Here is a 17,899-nt window from a genome sequence, read left to right as displayed (position 1 = left end):
TGCGACGGCTCGCCCACTCCTGTCGGATGTGCTCGGGTTGCTCCGCTTCGAGCGGGCGTGGAGCAAAGCGGTGCTCGCCCCGAGTGGCTTCAGTCCAGACAAAGATCGATGCGGCTTGACGTTTCCGGTCATCGACAGCTGCTGGCCATCCGTTGTGGGGAGGAAGTCCCCTGACGAGGGTGTCCCAGGCTTCTGGGCTGAAGATCCATTCTCGGAGCACTTCTCGTCTCTGCTGATAGTTGATAAGCGGGCGTCGAGGGGCCCCCAACTCTTGTGCCAGAGACTGGAGTGCCCTTTCGAAGTCGGCCGGGACGAACCCTTCGCGGTGCCAGGCCCGGGCATTGTTCACCGGCTGGTACTGGTTGCCCGCAGGGTTGATACCAAGGTAGGTCGCGGCAGCTCCCATCGACCCTCCCGTGACCCACTGAACGAGTCGGACTGCGGCCGACCGGCGGAGCGTCCTGGGAGGGACGCCGGTCAGGTGGGCGAAGTGACGCTCGAACCAGTCTGGCTCCAGATAGGCAGGGATGTTCTCGGGCCGGTAGTCGTCGCGGACTGCGGCGCGAGTGCCCTGCGGTCCGCCGTTCTTGCGAAACGTGCGGGTGTGAGGTTCCCCCGAGATGCGGGAAGAGGTGACAGAGGGTCAGATGGTTCTCATGAGAGGAGCATCGACCATGGCTGCACCCAGGAAGTACTCGTTGGAGTTGCGTGAGCGTGCGGTGCGGATGTATCGCACTACGGAGCCGAGGCCGCAGATCAAGAAGCTGGCCGTCGACCTCGGCGTGCACCCGGAGGCCCTGCGCGGCTGGATCCGTCAGGCCGAGGCGGACGCCGGCGAGCGCGACGATCGGCTCACCACCGACGAGCGGGCCGAGCTGGTGGCTCTGCGCAAGGAGAACGCCCAGCTCAAGCGGGCCAACGACGTGCTGCGGACGGCCTCGGCTTTTTTCGCGGCGCAACTCGACCCGACCCGGCCCAGGTGACGGCGCTCCTCGACGAGCATCCCCGCCTGGGAGTCGAGTGCGTACTTCGGGAACTGCACATCCCCTCCTCCACCTACTACCGCTGGCGCCGCGCCGAGCGCGAGCCGTGCGAACGGCGTCAGCGTGACGTCGAGCTGACCGAGCGGATCAAGGAGATCCACACGGATTCCGGTGGCGTCTACGGCTCACCGCGCGTGCACGCCGTCCTCAAGCGGGAGGGCGTCCACGTCGGGCGCAAACGCGTCGAGCGGCTGATGCGCGAGGCCGACATCGCGGGTGTGAGCCCGAGGCGGAAGGGCTTCACGCGCCGGGATCCGAAGGCCACGCTCGCCCCGGACCTGGTGGAGCGGGACTTCACCGCACCCGGGCCGAACCGGCTGTGGGTCACCGACCTGACGATGATCCCGACCGGCGAGGGCCCGTTGTGGCTCTCGGCGATCCGGGACGCGTTCTCCCGCCGTGTGGTGGCCTGGGAGACCTCGGCCCGTGCGGACGCGGACCTGGTGCTGACCACGCTGGAGTACGCGCTCGCGTCCCGCGAGGTCGAGCCCGGCAAGCTGATCCATCACGCCGACCACGGCTGTCAATATACGTCTATCAAGCTCACAACTCGTCTGGTGAGAGCGGGAGTTCAGGCGTCCATGGGGTCGGTCGGGGACTCGTTCGACAACGCGCTCGCGGAGAACCTGTGGATGCTGATCAAGACGGAGTGCGTGCGCGGTCGCGTCTTCGCCACACGTGCCGAGGCGAACCTCGCGCTCTTCGAGTACATCGACGGCTTCTATAACTCCCGGCGCATCCAGCAACGGCTCGGCTGGCTCAGTCCGATCGAGTTCGAGGAGAAGCACTACACCAAGCAGGCGACGGCCGAACCGACGAACCTGAACACCCGTCAACCCACTCTGACCAGCTGATCAGCACCTCCCGCACAGTGGGGGAACCTCAGTGAGAGGCTCAGCGGAGGTCCTCATACGTTCGGAACAAGCGTCCTCATGTCGTGCGAACGCGGTAGTCCAGGCGAACCTGGCTCCCCGTTCTCGGAAGGCCGCCTGAACGAGGGGGGCGAGCGTGTCGGATAGATCGCTCTCGGCGAGCACTCTCTGCGCGGCCTGCAGGAGCCCTGCGCATGCAACCGCGTCACGAGGTGCTGCGTCGATGACCTGATAGCGGTGTGGGTTGCTGCTGGTGCCGCGGTGTTCTGCAGCCCGTTCGTGGACGTGGGCAGTCACATGTCCGGCAAGGCCGGTGTCAACGAGTTCCTGGGCCTGAGGCCAGGAGGCGCTGAGCAAATCGGCCACCAGCCGCAAATCTGTGAAGTACTCGGCGGCAGCCTGAGCCGGGGCGGAGGAGTCAAGTCGGCGAAGGATGTCCTGCTGGAACCTGATGAGGTGCGGTGGGGGCTGCGGCCTGGTGTCGGAGGTGTGAGGTATTTGATCAAGCCGGTATCCGCACGCTCTCGTTTTCCGCTTGGGGACGGTCGGGTCGGGGAACGTCCGTCGGCATTGAGCGGGATGAAGGGTGGCGTCGTTCGGACGCTGGATCAGCAGGGGCGAGCCGCTCCAGGAATGCTCGCACTGCGGGCAGCGAGACTGGAGGAAGGCTCGATGCTCGGCGCATATGAAGACGATGGGAAGGTGCCAGGACTTCCTCCACGGCCCTCCGTGGAGCTCTTGAGCTGACGATCCATCGCCTGCCAGACATCGCGGGCAGAACCTCGGGTTGCTGAGGAACAACCATCCGTCTGGCCGTGCTGATGAGATGCCGTTCGCGAGAGACCGCCGGATCGGTGGATAGCGGCCCTTCCACGACGACAGGGTTAGATCCGAAGCTTCCTCCGCGGTGAGCCGAGTCAGCCGAGCAAGATCAGCGATATGAGGATCATCGAGTTCGAATAGCACCGACCTGCTGAAACGATTGCCGAAGAAGCCCGTCTGCCAGCCGAGCATGCGGACAAGATGCAACGGTGGGACGCCAATACGGTGAGTGAGCCGCAGCAGGTAGCCGACGAGGGACTCTTCTGGGATCGGCTCCAGGCTCCGAGGCAGTGGGTGCATCACGGTTCCGATCCTCAGGTTCCTGTGCTCGCGGCAGGGCCGTGATCGTCGAACACCGTGTTCCGGGGACGCTTGCGTTTGACCGGGCGGTCCTTGGCAGCGGTATCGCTCCCGGTCGGTGGAGTATCGGGGATCTCTCCAGCGCCGGGATCGCGAGACGGGTCCCCGAGCGTGATGGCGATTCCTTCGAGGAGGGGTTCGGTCAGGCACTCCAATTCGGAATCAATGGCTTCCTGGCAACCGTCTTCGACCAGCCGTTCCAGTAGGCCGACCACGCCGTTCGTGCGCCCGAAGAGGTACTCGGGCATGCGGCCCGCGGTAAGCATGCCTCTGTGCGCCTTCAGTAGCCTGAGCTGGTCTTCGACGCCGGTGAGGTGGTCGATCCAGGCAGCAATCTCCTCGTCGGTTTCGTAGCGGAAACGGTCGAGTTCGACGAGGTCGAAGCGTCGTTCGGTCTGGGTCGCCTCGCGCCCGTGGACTTTGCTCTGCTGGGCGGGCGGGAACGTCACCTGGCCCGTGTCAGGATCATGTCGGCCTTCTCGCAGCAGGCCCGATCCGGGGATATCGACGCCGATGAGTACGAGAGTGACGTGCATGCTCATGAAAGCCCGGATCAGGTCGAGAGTGTCCTGGTCGTCGGCCCGGTGGAGGCGGAGCCTCGTAATGTCGTCCAGTAGAAGAGCCCTTGTTCCATGGTCATGCAGAGAGGCGGCGACCTGCCGGAGCAAGTCGGGCAGGTCCATGCGCGGGTGCAGCTGGGCGCCGTAGAAGTTGAGGATGGCCTTGCAGAGGCTCTTCGGCTTCGCGGTCACCGGGGTCTGCACGTAGGCAACGGGAACGTGCAGGTCGCGGGCCCCAGGGACGGCATCGGGGTTGAGGTGACGGTGCAGTTCCCGCCAGATGTCCTCGAACGTCGCCAGGATCTCGCAACCCGTCTCCGTTTTCCCCTGATAGCCCCCGCCCGTGACCATGACTCCGGCTCGGGTCGTCGGCTTGTGCTTGAGCGCATTGGTCATGACCCGTCCGTGCAGCAGCTTGGTGACTGCATCGGCCATCGGGGTCTGGAGCAATTGCAGATTGGCGTGGGTGGCCGACCGGTGCAGATCGTGCAGGGACTTCTTCCTGGGGCTCAGCAGCCGCCATTCGGCCAGGCTCAGCCGTGGCGCGGGCATGAAGTCGCGACGTGTGACGCGCCAGCGCTCCCAGCCCTCCACCGTGTCCCGCATCGGCGGAGGCCCCGGCAGCACGAAAGGGACAGGTCCGCTGCCGCCCTGGGTACTCACGAGGACTCCGGGCCCGGTTCTTCAGCCTGACCGGCATTATCAACTTCCTCCTCGTCGGGCAGCACGAACAGGTTGCGGGCCCGAAGTGCCTCGCCCAGCAGGGGCGGCGCTGTCGGCGGCTGTGAGACGCCGGCCTCCCGGCGTCGCTGCCGGTCCGCAGTAACAGCCCGGCGATGGGCGGCGGCCAGGTCGGCGGGCCGGGCCGGCGGAGGAAGCTCGCTCAACGGGGCCGCTGGCCGGTCGGAGGCAGCAGAGCGGGCCCGTGCCAGCTCTCGGGCCCGCTCGGACCTCTGCTTGATGGTCATCTGGGTCGGCCAGGCTGTCACCGGTGTGCGGGAGGCCACCAACTTCAGTAGTACCGGCAGTAGTTCTTTGTCGTCGCGCGGCTTGAGGCCGGCCCGCACTGCCTCGCGCAGGACTTCGCGTACGCGCGCATCGGAAAAGGCCGGGACGTCATCCCCTGGCGGCAGGCCGTTCCAGCTCAAGGCGTGCCAGAGCCCTGACTGTTCAGGGTCCTCGAAGTAGACATATCGGCAGTCCCTGGGATCGCGGCTGATGGCCCACTTGCCTGCGTGCCGACCGCTGCGGGCGGAGCGCTGGCCGCGGTACGGGTCCAGGACTGGGGCGGTGCCGCCGTACCAAAGTCCGCCGATCTTCACCCCGCGGCGGCGGTCGATCTTCACGGAGTGGGCGGGCAAGAGCTCGAAATACAGGTTCGGTTCGGGGATCTCCAGGCTGATCCCGTCGCGGGCCGCCGCAGCGGCGAACAGCGTGTTCGGACTGTGCCGCCCGCCGGGATCCCAGGCCGGCGCGTACTGGTCGAGTTTCCGGTTTTGCCACACCGCGACGATCCAGGTCGCCAGCAAGTGCTCCATCTCCGCCAGGGTCCAGACCGCGTCCCCTTCCGGGTCCACTCCACGATCAGCCACGTCGACACCCTGGTAACCCAGGAGGAGTTCCAGCAGCAGCGACTGGATACCTGCGAACGCGCGTTCGCAGGCGGCCTTGTCGGTCGGGCGCATCGCGCGAGCAGGCAGCAACTCCATCTTCAACGTGCGGGCGACGTGGACGATCTGGTGGTTCTTGTAGATGCTGCCGTGATCGCTGGTCACTGTCTCCGGAGCGAAGAACGGCAGGCCAGCCACCCGGTAGCCGGCGAACTCGGCGACCAGTGCGGCCGGAACACCGGGGTAGGGCCACTCCAGTTCCTCACCCCAGTCCGGGCGCATCGGCAGCGGCAGCAGCACGTCCCTCAGCAGCATCGCCACCTCCACCGAGGAGTCCGATACCGGCGTGAGGCGGAAAGCGACCAGCGAATGCGAGTAGGCATCCAGAGCGAGGGTGAGGTGCACGGAGATCGGAGTGCCGAAGACATCGTCGAGGACTTTCACCGGCAACGGCGTGGTGTCCAGCACGACCACCTGCCCCGGCCGGAGGATTACCACCTTCGCCTTTCCCGTCTCCACCGCCGCGGCGGAGCGGATGTATCGCTGCCTCGCCCCTTCGGTGCCGAACCACTCCTTCCACACCTTCGCCAGCGTGGTGTAGTGCGGAACGTCGACCTCCTTGCCCTTGGCCTCGAACTTCTCCCGCACGTACTGGTGGATCATCCGTTCCTTCGTCTTCATGCTCACCTTCGAGCGGTGCAACGACTCCGCGTGAACGGCCCGGATCGCCTCGGCGACCTCCTCGCTGATCGCCCAGCGGCCCCGCAGGGGCGGCGTCCACCGCCCGTCCGCCAGCCCCATCACCCCGTGCTCGTCGTATTTGGCGGCCATGCGCTCAAGCGTGCGCTCGCTGATCCACTCCAGCCCGAGCTGCTTGGCCTCCTGGCGGTCGAGTCCCTGCAGCTCGGCCACCTTCGCCCGCCGACGTTCGGTCAGTGTGGTCCGTTCCGGGTCGTATTCACCCCGAGGCTCTCCCGGCCGGGCCCACGACCGGCTGCCGCTGCGGTAGCCGGTCTCCACCTCCAGCAGATGCGCCATCCGGATCCGGGCCCGCGTCAGGTCGTGCTCGGGAAGATCCTCACTCCGCGGCCTCTGCCGCCCACCGTTCATCACGGCCTTCCCACCGGGTAGATCCACGCGGCATCGTCCAGCGGCAGGGTCAGGTCCATCGCCAGCCGACGGTGCCAGAGCAAATGGACGGCATGCGTGCGGGCCACCGCCGGCAGCGAGGTGTCCTCCACCAATTCGCCGAACCGCCGCGGCCGCTCGTGGACCTGGTCGAGCAGTTCGTCCTGTAGCCCGAGCCGGTCGGTCATCGGGCGCCGCCGTGCGGACAAGGCGTCAAGGGCGGTCAGCACCTGGCGGCGCCAGCCGGACGCCACCAGGTAGGTCCATCCCACCGCACTGGCGGCCCGGTCCGTCGCGGCAAACTTCACCAGATCCTTTTCCTTGATCAGATGGGCGGGCCGGACATCGACCACCACCGCCGTCCCGGGCAGCAGCACAAGGAAATCCGGGGTGTGGTCCTCGCTGCCGTCCGCGGTGGTGAACTTCAGCTTGAACGGCTGCGACAACACCTCGGTCGCGGCGCCGATGAAGTCCAGGGCGAGCAGCAGGTTCCGCTCGGCCAGGCTTTCGAAGCCGTGCATCCGTCCCGTGGCCAGCAGGTACTGCAGACCGGGACGGTGTCGCTGCCCCGCCCGCCAGGTGAACCCGCGTACCGGCACCGATGCGGATGCCGGGACACTGGCCAGTTCCCGGACCGGACAGATCACGTCCGCACTCGCGGTCTTCCACCTCGCCGTCCACCGCCGGGCCCAGTCCGGCCCCGTGTCCAGCCTCTCCATCACGGCTGAGTCGATGGTGTACGGCGCGACGAGATCGTCCAAGGTGCAGCTGTGCGACCACATCGGCCGAGATTCGATATCCGGCGTACGGACCGAAACCTTCATGCCTCCAGCACAGCCCGTGGCGCGGGATGCTGTACGACTTCCCAGCAAAGCGGCGCAGGTAAGCGGCGTGGCCCCTACCATGCGCGCCACCTGTACCGCTCAGCCTCGCCAAGTCAGGCACTCATCCGCCAGATCGGCTGCTCAGTCTCAGCAGCGGCTGTGACGGAGCGCTTCAGTCGGCGGCTGAGTGCTTGGCCTGGCGGCTCCGAGCGCTCGAGGTGGCGGGGCGACGCCCTGGGCAGCGGCGCTACGGCCTGGACGTCTCGTTGGGACCATCTAATCTGGGCCAGCGGTCTCGTCCGGGTGGAGGGCGTCGAGGATGAGGGTGAGGCCGAAGGTGAACTCGTCGGCGTAGTCGTAGCCGGGTTTGAGGACGTGCTCAACGGCGAGCTCCGCGAGGTGGGGGTAGGCGTTCGCGGGCATCTCCCGAAGGATGGCGCCCGCGACCTCGTCCAGCTCCGCCGAGTCGCTGAACGGCAGACTCAGCTCCTGGAGCACGAAGCCGTACAGGTAGCTGTCGATCAGTGAGAAGGCGTGTGCGGCCATCGGAACGGAGAACCCTCCGGCGCGCAGCACGCCGATGACGGCGTCATGGTGGCGCAGGGTCGCGGGGCCGGGCCGGCTGCGGGAATCCATTAGGCCGATGGCCCACGGATGGCGTCGCAGCACGGCGCGGGTTGAGGCCGCGCGGTGGCGCATGGCGCTCTTCCAGTCCGTATCGCCCGGCGGTAGCTCGATCTCGTCGAACACCGCGTCCACCATGCCGTCGAGGATGTCCTCCCGTCCCGCGACGTGGTGGTAGAGCGACATCGCCTCGACGCCCAGCGGTTCGGCGATGGCCCGCATGGTGAGTGCGGCCGACCCCTTCTCGTCCGCCACCGTCACCGCCGTGCGGATCACGCGCTCGCGGCTGAGCGGGGTGCGCGCCGACGCCCCGCGACGGCCCTTGCCTCCCTCGCGCATCCGCCCCTCCTTCTTCCACTCCACTTGCATGCCTTACGGCATAAGGTTACCGTGCCTTACGACATAAGGTTGACGCTGCGGCGAAAGGGCTGCGCCATGGGCACGGATCGTGTGAAGAAGGTCTGCATCGTCGGAGCTTCGGGCAAGCTCGGGCAGTACATGGTCCGGCACGCGCTGGACCGCGGCTACGAGGTGGTCGGTGTGTGCCGGGAGCGCAGCGTGCCGAAGCTGGCCGCGTTCGCGGACCGGATGACCATCGTGCCCGGCCCCACGAACGACCCGGAGGTGATCCGGCGGGCGGTCGCGGGGTGCGACGGGGTGCTGACGGTGCTGGCGCCGTGGGGTGTGCGGCAGTACTCGTCGGGCACGGCTCAGGCGGTGCTCGACCACGCACAGCCAGGCGCGCGCCTGGTCTTCTCCTGCGGCTGGCACATCACGCGCGACGGCAAGGACCGGTACTCGTGGATGTTCAGGACGGCCGTCCGGGTCGTCGCCTTTCTGGCCAAGCTCGTCCGCGCCGTCGAGATCGACGACCAGGTGGAGGCGTGCCGCAGGGTGTTCGCCAGCGACACCCGATGGACCGTGGTGCGCGGCAGCGACCTGGAGGAGGGCGAGAGCCAGGGCCTGCCCGTGTGGAGCCGGCACGTGGGCGACCCGGTACTGGCCAGCAACCTGACGCGCCGTGTGGACTTCGCGCTGTTCATGGTGGAGGCGCTCACCGACGACGCCCTGGTCCAAGAAGCCCCGGCGATCGTCGGCCGCCGCGCCCCCAGCGCCCTCGCCCACACCGGCGGCCCCCATGGGCACGCCTAGGCTCGGGTCCGATGTTCATGCACGCAACGCCATGTTCAACGGTGCCCCGTCGCCTCGGCTACGGCGCCGGGGGCGGCCGCATCGTGCTCCGGCGAGTCCAAGGCAGCGGGCCAGTTCGTCCACGGCGGCGCGGTCCCCGGTGGGCAGGTTCCCGCGTACCCCCAGGGAGAGGCCCACGTCGGGGTCGTCGAGCCTCGGGGTCATCACGGCAGCCCCCACGAACGGCGTGGTGGCGGGCAACCACATCGCCAGACGCTGTGCCCAGACCAGCTCGGAGCGGACCCACGCCGTGCCGGTGCGGGCGGCGTCAAAGAGGAGGATCGTGGGCCTCGTACTGGCCTGACGGAGCTTCTGGTCGTCTTCCAGGACGCGTCCTCCACGTCCATCATGTGCGGGCCCGGCTCCGCGCCCCAGAAGCCGCCGGCGACGATGATCCGCGATCCGTCCGTGAGGTCGGGCGCCTGGAAGAGGCCGACGTGGATCAGGAGGCGCTCGCGGGCCGACCAGGGCTGCTCCACGGTGGTCACCGCGGTGCCGTAGTCCTGGCTGCGCGCCCGCTGGACGGTCTCTTCGACCACCTTGTCCCGCACGGCCTTCTTGATCACGAGGGGCTGGGAGTCCGGCCTGAGTTCCACCAGGACCGACGGGGTGATGTCGGCGAGCGCAGTCTGGAGTTCGTCATGCAGGTCCCGCAGACCGTCCAGGCGGCGGGCCTTGACCTCGATGGCGAGGTTCATCTCGCGCAGCATCAGGTCCGGCTTCGTGGCGCCGTTGCTCCGGCCGAAGTCGAAGGGGATCCCGGCGCGGGCGAGCTTGGCGCCGGCGGCCATCTCCGCCCGCGGAATCAGCAGGTCGTCGGTGGTCGCTGCCTTGCGGAAGTCGTGGCGTATGCCGGCGAGCCGCTCGGGCTTCGCCTTCTCCAAGGCGTCGATGATGTTCTCGAAGGCCGTGCCGATGGCGGAGGCGACGCGGTCGGAGGCGCCGTTTCCACTGGCCGGATCAAAGTAGTCGCGCTGCGGGTGCCCCTGCGGGTGCCCCTGCGGGGCCTTGTCTATCCAGTCCTGCAAGAAGGGGAGTGAGGAGTGCGTCCCCGCTTCCGGGCGGCTCGCCAGTGCCTTCATCCCGGACGTATCGACGCGAGTCCGGAAGAGAACTACCGCAGCGAGACCACAGCGCGTACTCACGGCCCCGAAGGGCCCTCCGAGCGTTCATAGGTACTGGCCGGTATGGCAGAAGGATCCGATCCGCAGCAGGACGTCACCTGCCGACGCCGGCCGGGTCCGTGGGTCTCGAGGTGTTCGACGACGTCAATGTCAGCGACGCCGAGTTCAGCGGGCCAAGGAGAACATCCCCTGTTGGTCCACTGGCCGGAGACGGACTCGCGCAGGCGCATGCCTGTGTCCTGTATGCCGAAACTGGGCTGATCGTGATTGTTTGGGTGCATGATCGGCAAAGCCCGTGCCCGTGTCCTGCCGGCCTCTCAGCGCCGCTCGCTGGATGAACTGGCCGAGGATCTGGACCTGTCGTCCGGGGACACCACGTCCAAGCGTTCGGCGTTCTGGACGATGCTGACGCTGTCGTCGGTCATCGCGTCCGGCGGAGTGCTCACGGACTCGACGGCGACCGTGATCGGCGCGATGATCATCGCGCCGCTGTCCACGCCCATCATGGGCATCGCCCTGGGGTCGGTGCAGCGCCGCCGTACCGGATCGGCCAGGGTCGTCCTCCTTGCGTGCCTGCTGGTGATCGCGGTCGGGATGGTCATGTCGGTGGCTCTGCCCAGCGACTACGACCTGCTGTCCAACAGTCAGATCTCGTCGCGGACGTCGCCGGGCCTGATGGATTTGGTCGCGGCCCTGGCAACCGGTTTCGCCGGCGCGGTGGCGCTGGCCCGCCGGGACGTCGCCGCCGTGCTGCCCGGAGTCGCGATCGCCATCTCCCTCGTCCCGCCTCTGGTGGTGGCAGGGGTGTGCCTGGGAAAGCTGTCGGGATGGCTGGCGCTGGGCGCGCTGGTGCTGTTCGTGTCGAACCTCTTCGCCCTGGTCTTCGGGGGCATGGTGCTCTTCGCCTCGCTCGGCTACGGCGTGGAGGCCGACAAGGCAGCCGGACGTCCCGCCCGCAGGACTTATGCCGCCATGGTCCTGCTGTTCACCGTCGTGTTCGTTCCGCTGACGGCCAACACCGTGATCACACTCCTGCTCAACACGTGGACCGGACGGACCAAGGACGCGGCACAGCAGTGGCTCGCCGACGTGCCGGGCGCGTCCGTCACGAGCGTCGACGCGACCTCCCGGACGATGTACGTCCACGTCCGCAGCCCCGAAGACATCCCGCCGGTGCAGTCCCTGCTCGACCGGCTCGAAGGGCGGATCCCGGACGGTATCCCCGTCGTGGTGGACACGTCGCGTGGCCGGCGCATCGACGCCGGAGTGGTCGGCGGCTGAGCACCACCCGGGCCGGGCCGTCCCACATCGTCTGCCTGGGTACGCCAGTCGTGCCTCGTCCGGCGCTCCGGCTCGCACCGCGGGGCCGCCGTCACCAGCCGGCAGCTCCTGGGAATGGTGATCGGGACTTTGCCGGCCTCGGCCGCGCCGTCCGGAACGTCGCCGGTCGCAACCGCGTGTGGCCGCCAGGGCCGTACGGTCCTGTTTCGGTAACCCGGCCTCGGTGTCCCGTGGTGCTGCCGCGTGCGCGGCAGCACCACGGGACACCGGTGGCCACGGCACCAGCGGATGCCGTGGTCTGCGGCGCACTGATCGGCGTGGCCGACTCTCTGTTGTTCGCCACGAACTCCCGGCAGCGGATCATGAGTCTGTTCGAGGTCTCCTTCGACACCCACGACAGCCGCATGTCCTGGTTCCGCTTCTACGACCGCCACAAGAACACCTGCTCACAGCAACTGCGCGAGATCTTGAAACCGCTGGTCAATGCCACCCCGGCCACTGCCGACCGGTTCGTCCCCCGCGGCCCAGGGTTCGCGCCCCACCACGTCCCGGCCTTCCTGAAACAGGACTGGCACGAACGTTTCATCCGGCCAGCCTGCATCCCCCTCGATGAGCGCCTCGTCCGCCGTTGCGCGGCCATCCAACTCGTTCGCCGGGCCGCCCGCTGCGACACCCGCGAAGCGGCCCTCCTCCTGGGCATCCCAGTGGACAAAGTTCCCCGAGGCATAGACGACGACCGCTTCTGGATCGGCGCCAAGGACGCCCCAACAGACTTCCGCATTGCCGTGGACGAACTCGGCCTGCACCTGGGCGAGAACATCGACCAGCCGCCCGACTACCAACGGCGGCGGGACGTCCTGCGGAATTGGGTCCTCCCTCCAAGCGACTGGCTGGAAGTGACCGCCCAGCTCCCCAGGATCATCGGAAAGCAGCCCGTCCTCGACGACCGCAAGCGCCAGGTCGCCTCCATCTTCATCTGGACCCGTGTCACTGGTGGCGAGCACCTCTTTGCTCCCCGGCCCCTCGAACAGACTCAACCCCAGCACATCCAGCGGGCATGGGCCGCACGCCGCCCCACCACCTGGCACCAGCTCGTCGGCCGACCGGACCCGGGTCCGCACTACGCGGCCCTCCGGCGTCTCCTCGGCGAGTACGCCGACGACCTGATCAACAGGGTCGACGCCGGGGCACTCTCGCCAATTGAATGACTCAGCCCCGCCAACTCAGCCGCTCACCCGCCACCTGAAGCGCTCAGTCACAGTCGGCGGTGCGACGGAGAGTTTTAGTTGGCACATGGAGAACGCTGGTTGGCAAATCTTGGTCCCGTCACGCTGTGTTGCGGGCAGTACCGGCGAAACGCCCCCGTCGCCGGTCGAGTGGTGCTTCTCTGGATGAGTGGGCGAGGCAGCGAGAGCGAAGATCCCTTCGGATTCAAGTCAGCTGGACCACCTTGTCACGGCGTACGACGGGGACGCCGGAATGCGGGATCGGCTGCGGCTCGGGGACGACTGGCCGCGTCGGTGGAGTTCGACGTGGCAGGTGGGCGCCGACGAGGTCTGCTGGCCGGTCCGGGACATGGCTCACGTACCGGTGATGTCGTCCCGGCCGATGCGGGGGTTCACGTGGCGGGCGAAGCAGCCCGCCCCGGCCTGGAGGCGATGGCGTCAGCGGGCGGGAAGCATGGCTTCGAGTCGCTGAAGGAACTGAGCCTGCTGGTCGCGCTGGACTTTTTGAGGGCATCGGAAGTGCTGTCGCAGCCGTTCCGGCTGGACTTCGAGCATGCGGACGGGCGCGCCTGGCACATCCCGGACTTCCTGGCCGTGATCGGCGGTGGGATGTGGTTGCTGGACGTCCGCCCTATGGAGCTGATCAAGGAAGAGGACGCGCTGAAGTTCGCGGCGGCCAGGGAAGTGGCGGCTGCCTGCGGCTGGCGGTACTCGGTGGTCGCGGGCTGGCGACCGCATGTCCGGAGCGTTCTTGACCACCTGTCCTCGCGCCGGCGGCCGGCGAGGGACCTTCTCGGCATGCGCGAGCAGCTGCTCACCGCTATCAGCGGGCAGCAGGGGCAGGCGATGACGTTCTCCGACCTGGCGGAGGCGACCAGCGTGCCTTCCGTTGGCCGGGCGAACATCGTCCGGCTGCTCTGGCACCGCGAGCTCGGCGTTGACCTGGGCAGTCCCTTGCGCCACAGCTCACTGATCTGGGCGGTGTGATGGCAGCGAGGGGGTTCCTGCAGATCGCGCCGGGTAGGCGGGTCGCGCTCAATGGCGTCGAGTGGACGGTTGACGACGTCCACGGCCAACTCGGCCGGCTCGTCCTCGTGAATGACGACGGCCGCGCGGAGACCCGCTCGTTCCGTTGGCTCATCAACCATGCTGACCTGCGGCTTCTTCCGGCAGTCGTGTCAGGGCGCCCGCCGCCGGTCGCCCGGCAGCCGAGGACACTGGCCGACTTGACCAAGGACCAATTAGAGCGGGCCCGGCTGCGGGCGGCGCACGTGCTGGAGGCCGAGACGGGGTACCGGGAGGGCCACCCGGCTCGCGCCCTGCCGGGTGAGCCCCGGCCCGCCTACGACCCGGACCGCACGACGTTGACTCAGCGTCGGTACGCGAAGGCCGCGGAGATGGCGGCGATGCCCCGTCCGGAGGCGGTCCGGTGCGGTCTGCAGCACCTCAGCTACCGGACGCTGTACGTCTGTCGGGAGTGGCGGGCGACAGTCTTCTGCTGGCCTGCGCGGACGGGCGCTGGACGCGGCGACGCAGCGGGCACCGCACCATCACGAAGGAGGTCCGGGAGGCGATCTTCGCAGTAAGGGCCGAGTGCGGCCCACGCGCCCGCCTGAGCCAGGGTGCCAAACACCGGTTGATGCACCAGTACATGCGTGAGCGATTCCCGATGTTTCCCACTGAGAGGATTCCTTCCCGCTGGACGCTCGCGGCCGTCTGGAAGGAGTGGTTCGGGCCCGGCGGAGCCCGGCCGCGTTACGGGCGGACGGCGGAGGCGGCCGCGGAGGCCGGGGTCTCCGGCCGGATGGTGGTCCACCGGCCGGGCCAGGTTCTGGTGCTGGACTCGACCCCGATGCCGGTGAAGCTACGCGAGACCGTGTTCGGCGACGCGATCACCGCGACGCTGACCCTCGCACTCGATCTCTACACGCACGGGTTGCCGGCCTTCCGGCTTACGCTCCAGTCCGACACCTCGGTCGACATCGCGATGCTGCTGCGGGATGTGATGCTGCCGCTTCCGATGCGGGACGGCTGGGGCGAGGACATGGAGCCCTTTTCAAGCTGCGGTGCCTGACCGCGAGTTGGACTGTCCTGCGCAACGACGAAGCTCCTGGCAGACGGGTTCTCGACCAAGATCACCCGTGTCCGCCAGGAGCTTCGCGTGCTTGTCCACCCGTCCTCGATTGATCTGTCCAGCCGCACCCTGCGGTTCCTGACCGGACAACTGACAGCCCGGCGGCAGGAGATCGGAACACGGTGGCGGCGCCTTCCCGCCGCACGTCAGGCACTGCTCGCCCTGGCCCATCTACGGTGCCGTGACACCTACGCCCAGCTCGCTGCCGGGTTCGGCATCGGGATCGCGACCGTCTACCGCTACATACGTGAAGCCGTCGAGGCCCTGGCCGCCATCGCCCCGTCCCTGGCCGAGGCGATGAAGACGATCCGGACGAAGGCGTTCGTGATCCTCGACGGCACCCTGCTGCCGATCGACCGCATCGCCGCCGACACCCCGTACTGTTGAGTCGGCACGGAGCGCGGTGCTGGTGTTGCCACCGGTCCGTTTCTCCGTGCCGCTCGCCGAACCCGGCGTGCGGCTCTCACCGCACCGGGCTCTCCACGGTCTCTGCCGTTCAAGCGTGGTTGAGTGTCCAGGGGCTGGGGATCGTGTTGCCCCGGTATCGGTAGCGGGTGACCGCAATCGAGACCATGGGGAACAGTTCGATCCCGTCCGCCGAGAGCTTGTGCCACCGGCCGTTGTGGTCGGTGAAGCGCCGACGGACGTCCTTCCACCTCCAGCGATGCAGCACCATCCACCAGCTGGTCACCCGTCGCCATACGAACTGGTCCAGGGCTTTCAGCGTGGTCTTGCATACCGCGTGCTTGAAGTAGTTGACCCAGCCGCGCAGAATCGAGTTGATCCTCTTCAGCACGGTCCCCGGGTCCTGCTGCGACGTTCTGTTCGTCAGGGCACGGATCTTGTCCTTCAGCTGCCGGATGGGCCTCTTGGCGATGAAGGTGTAGACGTACCACTTGTTCGATCCTCGCTTGCGGCGCCACTGGATGTGGAACCCAAGGAAGTCGAACCCGTCCGACATGTGCACGATCCGAGTCTTGGCCGGTGACAGCCTCAGCCCGAGAGGGTGCAGTACGTCGGCGATGTCCTCGCGCAGGCAGGCGACGTCGTCACGGCTGCCGTCGACCAGGACGACGAAGTCGTCCGCGTAGCGGACGATGCGCCAGTTCGCGCGGCCGTGAAGACGATGGTGCGCCCGCCTGCCTCTGGTGGACATCCTCCCGCCCGGCTCCCACGGCTCCATCACGTGCTCGTCGAGCGCGGACAGGGCAATGTTCGCCAGCAGCGGGGAGAGGATGCCGCCCTGCGGGGTGCCGGTGAAGGTCTCCTCGCGGCCGCCGCCCTCCGTGAGGACGCCGGCCTTGAGAAACGCCTTGACCAGCCGCAGCACGCGCTTGTCCTTGACTCTCGCGCGCACCCGGTCCATCAGGGCCGTGTGGTCGATGGAGTCGAAGCACGCCTCGATATCCGCATCCAGCACCCAGCGATAGCCGCTGGTGCCGTAGCGGTGGATCTCGGCGATCGCGTCGTGTGCGCGCCGCATGGGCCGGAAACCGTAGGAGACCGGCAGGAAGTCGGCCTCGAAGATCGGCTCGAACACCAGCTTGAGGGCTGCCTGGACCACCCGGTCGGAGACGGTCGGGATGCCGAGCTTGCGCACCTTCCCGCTTCCGCCGGGCTTGGGGATCTTGCGTTCGCGCACCGGCAGCGGGCGGAATTCACCCGTCTTCAGTACGCGTTGCAGGTCCTCAAGGTAGCCCGGGAGGCCGAGTTCCCGCTCGACGTTGACGACTGTGAGGCCGTCGACGCCCGGGGTGCGGGCTCCCTGGTTGCCCGCGACCCGTTCGAACGCCACGAGCAGCGTCGCCGGGTCGCATACGAGGTTGAACAGATCGTCGAACCTGCGGCCATGGTCAGCCGCCGCCCAACGGTGAAGCTTGGTCTGCATCCCCGATACTCGCTGGTGAGACCCCAACGGGGCCTCGGGAGCACCACTGTTCAGTGGTGCGTCTTTCGGCATTGCAGCCTCCTTCCCTTCTCGAAACCGCTGCCGCCCTTCCCCATGTGCCGGGCTCTCCCCGGCTCGGAGTACTACGGCGGCTCCGCCCCGTCCCGGCCCGATCGGCCGACGATGGACCCAGCCCTCCGCCCGAACTGGACGCGCGGCAGGAGGGCGGAACCGGGACGGTTCCCGTGTTCGCTCGCTGTTCGATCGTCGGAGTAGGAGCCCGGCTATACCCCCGCGGCCTCGCCACGGCTACCCCGCAGCACTTCACCGTGGCCTCCCCGCGCGACCGAAATAGACCACCCAGGAAGTTCCCCGCCAGCCGAATATCCAGCAGGGACGCACCGCATCCAGCCGTCATCCACCAGGTTCGAGCTGGCGTGCCTTAAGGAGGCGTAGACGCCGGTTCCTCGCGTACTCCTCTCCGTCTCGCTTGCCGGACCCGCACCATCTGGCAGTACTGGCACGTCCCGGCTTTGTCGGGGCTGCTTCCCGCCCTCCCCGGCACCTCCCGGTTCAGGCTGCCCCCAGCTTCAACCGCCCTGCTGCGACAGGGCGATGGTGGCGGTCTTTCACCTCCACTCGAACAACGAGCGCCTCACGGCGCACACTCCGGGAAACACAAACGCCACGGCATGAACGTCCAGGTCCTCACCGATCCGTTCGGACGGCTGCTCTGGGCCTCGCCGGCTCTGCCCGGCTCGACTCACGACCTGACCGCCGCGCGGCAGCACGGCATCATCGAAGCCCTCGCCGATGCGGGACTCAAATGCTGGGCGGACAAGGCATACCAAGGCGCCGGCGGACCCGTCCGCGTACCGTTTCGGGGCCGCCGCCTCAAACGATGGCAGCGTCGCCACAACACCACCCACGCCAAGATCCGCTGCCTCGGCGAGCGGGCCATGGCCACCATCAAGGGCTGGCGCCTCCTGCGGAAGATCCGCTGCAGCACCAACCGAATCACCGACGTGGTGAAGGCCGTCCTCGTCCTTCACCACGCATCAGCGTGAGGTTGGAAAAGGCTCATCGACTCGGGTGCAGGCAGATAACCAACGGTCATCCAGTCGGGTGGCCCGAGGGGATCTCACCCTCGGGCTCCCACAGATCCGGGACGCCGGCCACGCCTGAACACACATGCCTGTTCCCGCAGCCCTG

Annotated in this window: 14 protein-coding genes and 2 pseudogenes; 9 read left to right on the top strand and 7 right to left on the bottom strand. The window is 67.8% G+C overall.

The window, feature by feature from the left end; genetic code table 11:
• Positions 1-674: 674 nt before the first annotated feature.
• Both P8T65_RS38830 and P8T65_RS38825 read left to right on the top strand, forming a co-directional pair.
• Positions 675-983 carry a transposase gene (locus P8T65_RS38830; protein WP_310771210.1) on the top strand — a complete coding sequence of 103 codons (309 nt, stop codon included), beginning with the start codon at positions 675-677 and terminating at the stop codon, positions 981-983.
• Positions 980-1,897: an IS3 family transposase gene (locus P8T65_RS38825; RefSeq protein WP_316725936.1), complete on the top strand. Its 918-nt coding sequence runs from the start codon at positions 980-982 to the stop codon at positions 1,895-1,897. Before P8T65_RS38830 ends, P8T65_RS38825 begins: the two co-directional genes overlap by 4 nt.
• Here the strand turns inward: P8T65_RS38825 and P8T65_RS47500 are convergent, their stop codons facing one another.
• From P8T65_RS47500 to P8T65_RS38805, 5 genes are all read right to left on the bottom strand, one after another.
• Positions 1,898-3,037, bottom strand: coding sequence for a TniQ family protein (locus P8T65_RS47500; protein WP_399103348.1), 1,140 nt, complete (start codon positions 3,035-3,037; stop codon positions 1,898-1,900).
• A gap of 14 nt (positions 3,038-3,051) precedes the next feature.
• Positions 3,052-4,320 (bottom strand): TniB family NTP-binding protein, encoded by a 1,269-nt coding sequence (locus tag P8T65_RS38820; protein ID WP_316730037.1) that lies wholly within the window; start codon positions 4,318-4,320, stop codon positions 3,052-3,054.
• Positions 4,317-6,305, bottom strand: coding sequence for a transposase (locus tag P8T65_RS38815; protein WP_316730035.1), 1,989 nt, complete (start codon positions 6,303-6,305; stop codon positions 4,317-4,319). The genes P8T65_RS38820 and P8T65_RS38815 overlap by 4 nt, the downstream gene beginning before the upstream one ends.
• 71 nt (positions 6,306-6,376) lie before the next feature.
• A complete protein-coding gene (locus tag P8T65_RS38810) occupies positions 6,377-7,300 on the bottom strand; it encodes a TnsA-like heteromeric transposase endonuclease subunit (protein WP_316730033.1) in 924 nt (307 codons plus the stop codon).
• 195 nt (positions 7,301-7,495) lie between these two features.
• Positions 7,496-8,212 (bottom strand): TetR/AcrR family transcriptional regulator, encoded by a 717-nt coding sequence (locus P8T65_RS38805; protein ID WP_399101998.1) that lies wholly within the window; start codon positions 8,210-8,212, stop codon positions 7,496-7,498.
• Positions 8,213-8,278: 66 nt separating this feature from the next.
• Here P8T65_RS38805 and P8T65_RS38800 point away from each other — a divergent pair, with 66 nt between their 5' ends.
• The gene (locus P8T65_RS38800; protein WP_316730031.1) at positions 8,279-8,995 is read left to right on the top strand and encodes an NAD(P)H-binding protein; all 717 of its coding nucleotides are present in this window, start codon (positions 8,279-8,281) and stop codon (positions 8,993-8,995) included.
• Positions 8,996-9,198: 203 nt separating this feature from the next.
• On the opposite strand, the gene P8T65_RS38795 is transcribed toward P8T65_RS38800, so the two are convergent.
• Positions 9,199-10,062 (bottom strand): hypothetical protein, encoded by an 864-nt coding sequence (locus P8T65_RS38795; RefSeq protein WP_316730029.1) that lies wholly within the window; start codon positions 10,060-10,062, stop codon positions 9,199-9,201.
• A 375-nt stretch (positions 10,063-10,437) separates the two neighbouring features.
• Between P8T65_RS38795 and P8T65_RS38790 the strand changes: the two genes are divergently transcribed.
• From P8T65_RS38790 to P8T65_RS38770, 5 genes and pseudogenes are all read left to right on the top strand, one after another.
• A complete protein-coding gene (locus P8T65_RS38790) occupies positions 10,438-11,439 on the top strand; it encodes a TIGR00341 family protein (protein ID WP_316730027.1) in 1,002 nt (333 codons plus the stop codon).
• Between the two features lie 269 nt (positions 11,440-11,708).
• Entirely contained in the window at positions 11,709-12,647 is a 939-nt protein-coding gene (locus P8T65_RS38785) for a hypothetical protein (protein ID WP_316730025.1), read from the top strand.
• 312 nt (positions 12,648-12,959) lie between these two features.
• Positions 12,960-13,652: a hypothetical protein gene (locus P8T65_RS38780; protein ID WP_316730023.1), complete on the top strand. Its 693-nt coding sequence runs from the start codon at positions 12,960-12,962 to the stop codon at positions 13,650-13,652.
• A gap of 664 nt (positions 13,653-14,316) precedes the next feature.
• Positions 14,317-14,739 carry a hypothetical protein gene (locus P8T65_RS38775; RefSeq protein WP_316730022.1) on the top strand — a complete coding sequence of 141 codons (423 nt, stop codon included), beginning with the start codon at positions 14,317-14,319 and terminating at the stop codon, positions 14,737-14,739.
• Between the two features lie 87 nt (positions 14,740-14,826).
• A pseudogene (locus P8T65_RS38770) lies at positions 14,827-15,180 on the top strand (transposase family protein); the annotation flags it as partial.
• Between the two features lie 115 nt (positions 15,181-15,295).
• Here the strand turns inward: P8T65_RS38770 and ltrA are convergent.
• Positions 15,296-16,759 (bottom strand): group II intron reverse transcriptase/maturase, encoded by a 1,464-nt coding sequence (gene ltrA / locus P8T65_RS38765; protein WP_316723494.1) that lies wholly within the window; start codon positions 16,757-16,759, stop codon positions 15,296-15,298.
• 593 nt (positions 16,760-17,352) lie between these two features.
• On the opposite strand from ltrA, the pseudogene P8T65_RS38760 reads away from it, so the two are divergent.
• A pseudogene (locus P8T65_RS38760) lies at positions 17,353-17,754 on the top strand (transposase family protein); the annotation flags it as partial.
• Positions 17,755-17,899 lie beyond the last annotated feature (145 nt).

It is taken from the genome of Streptomyces sp. 11x1, from assembly GCF_032598905.1.
GTDB lineage: Bacteria > Actinomycetota > Actinomycetes > Streptomycetales > Streptomycetaceae > Streptomyces.
This window is presented reverse-complemented; position numbering and strand designations above follow the sequence as displayed.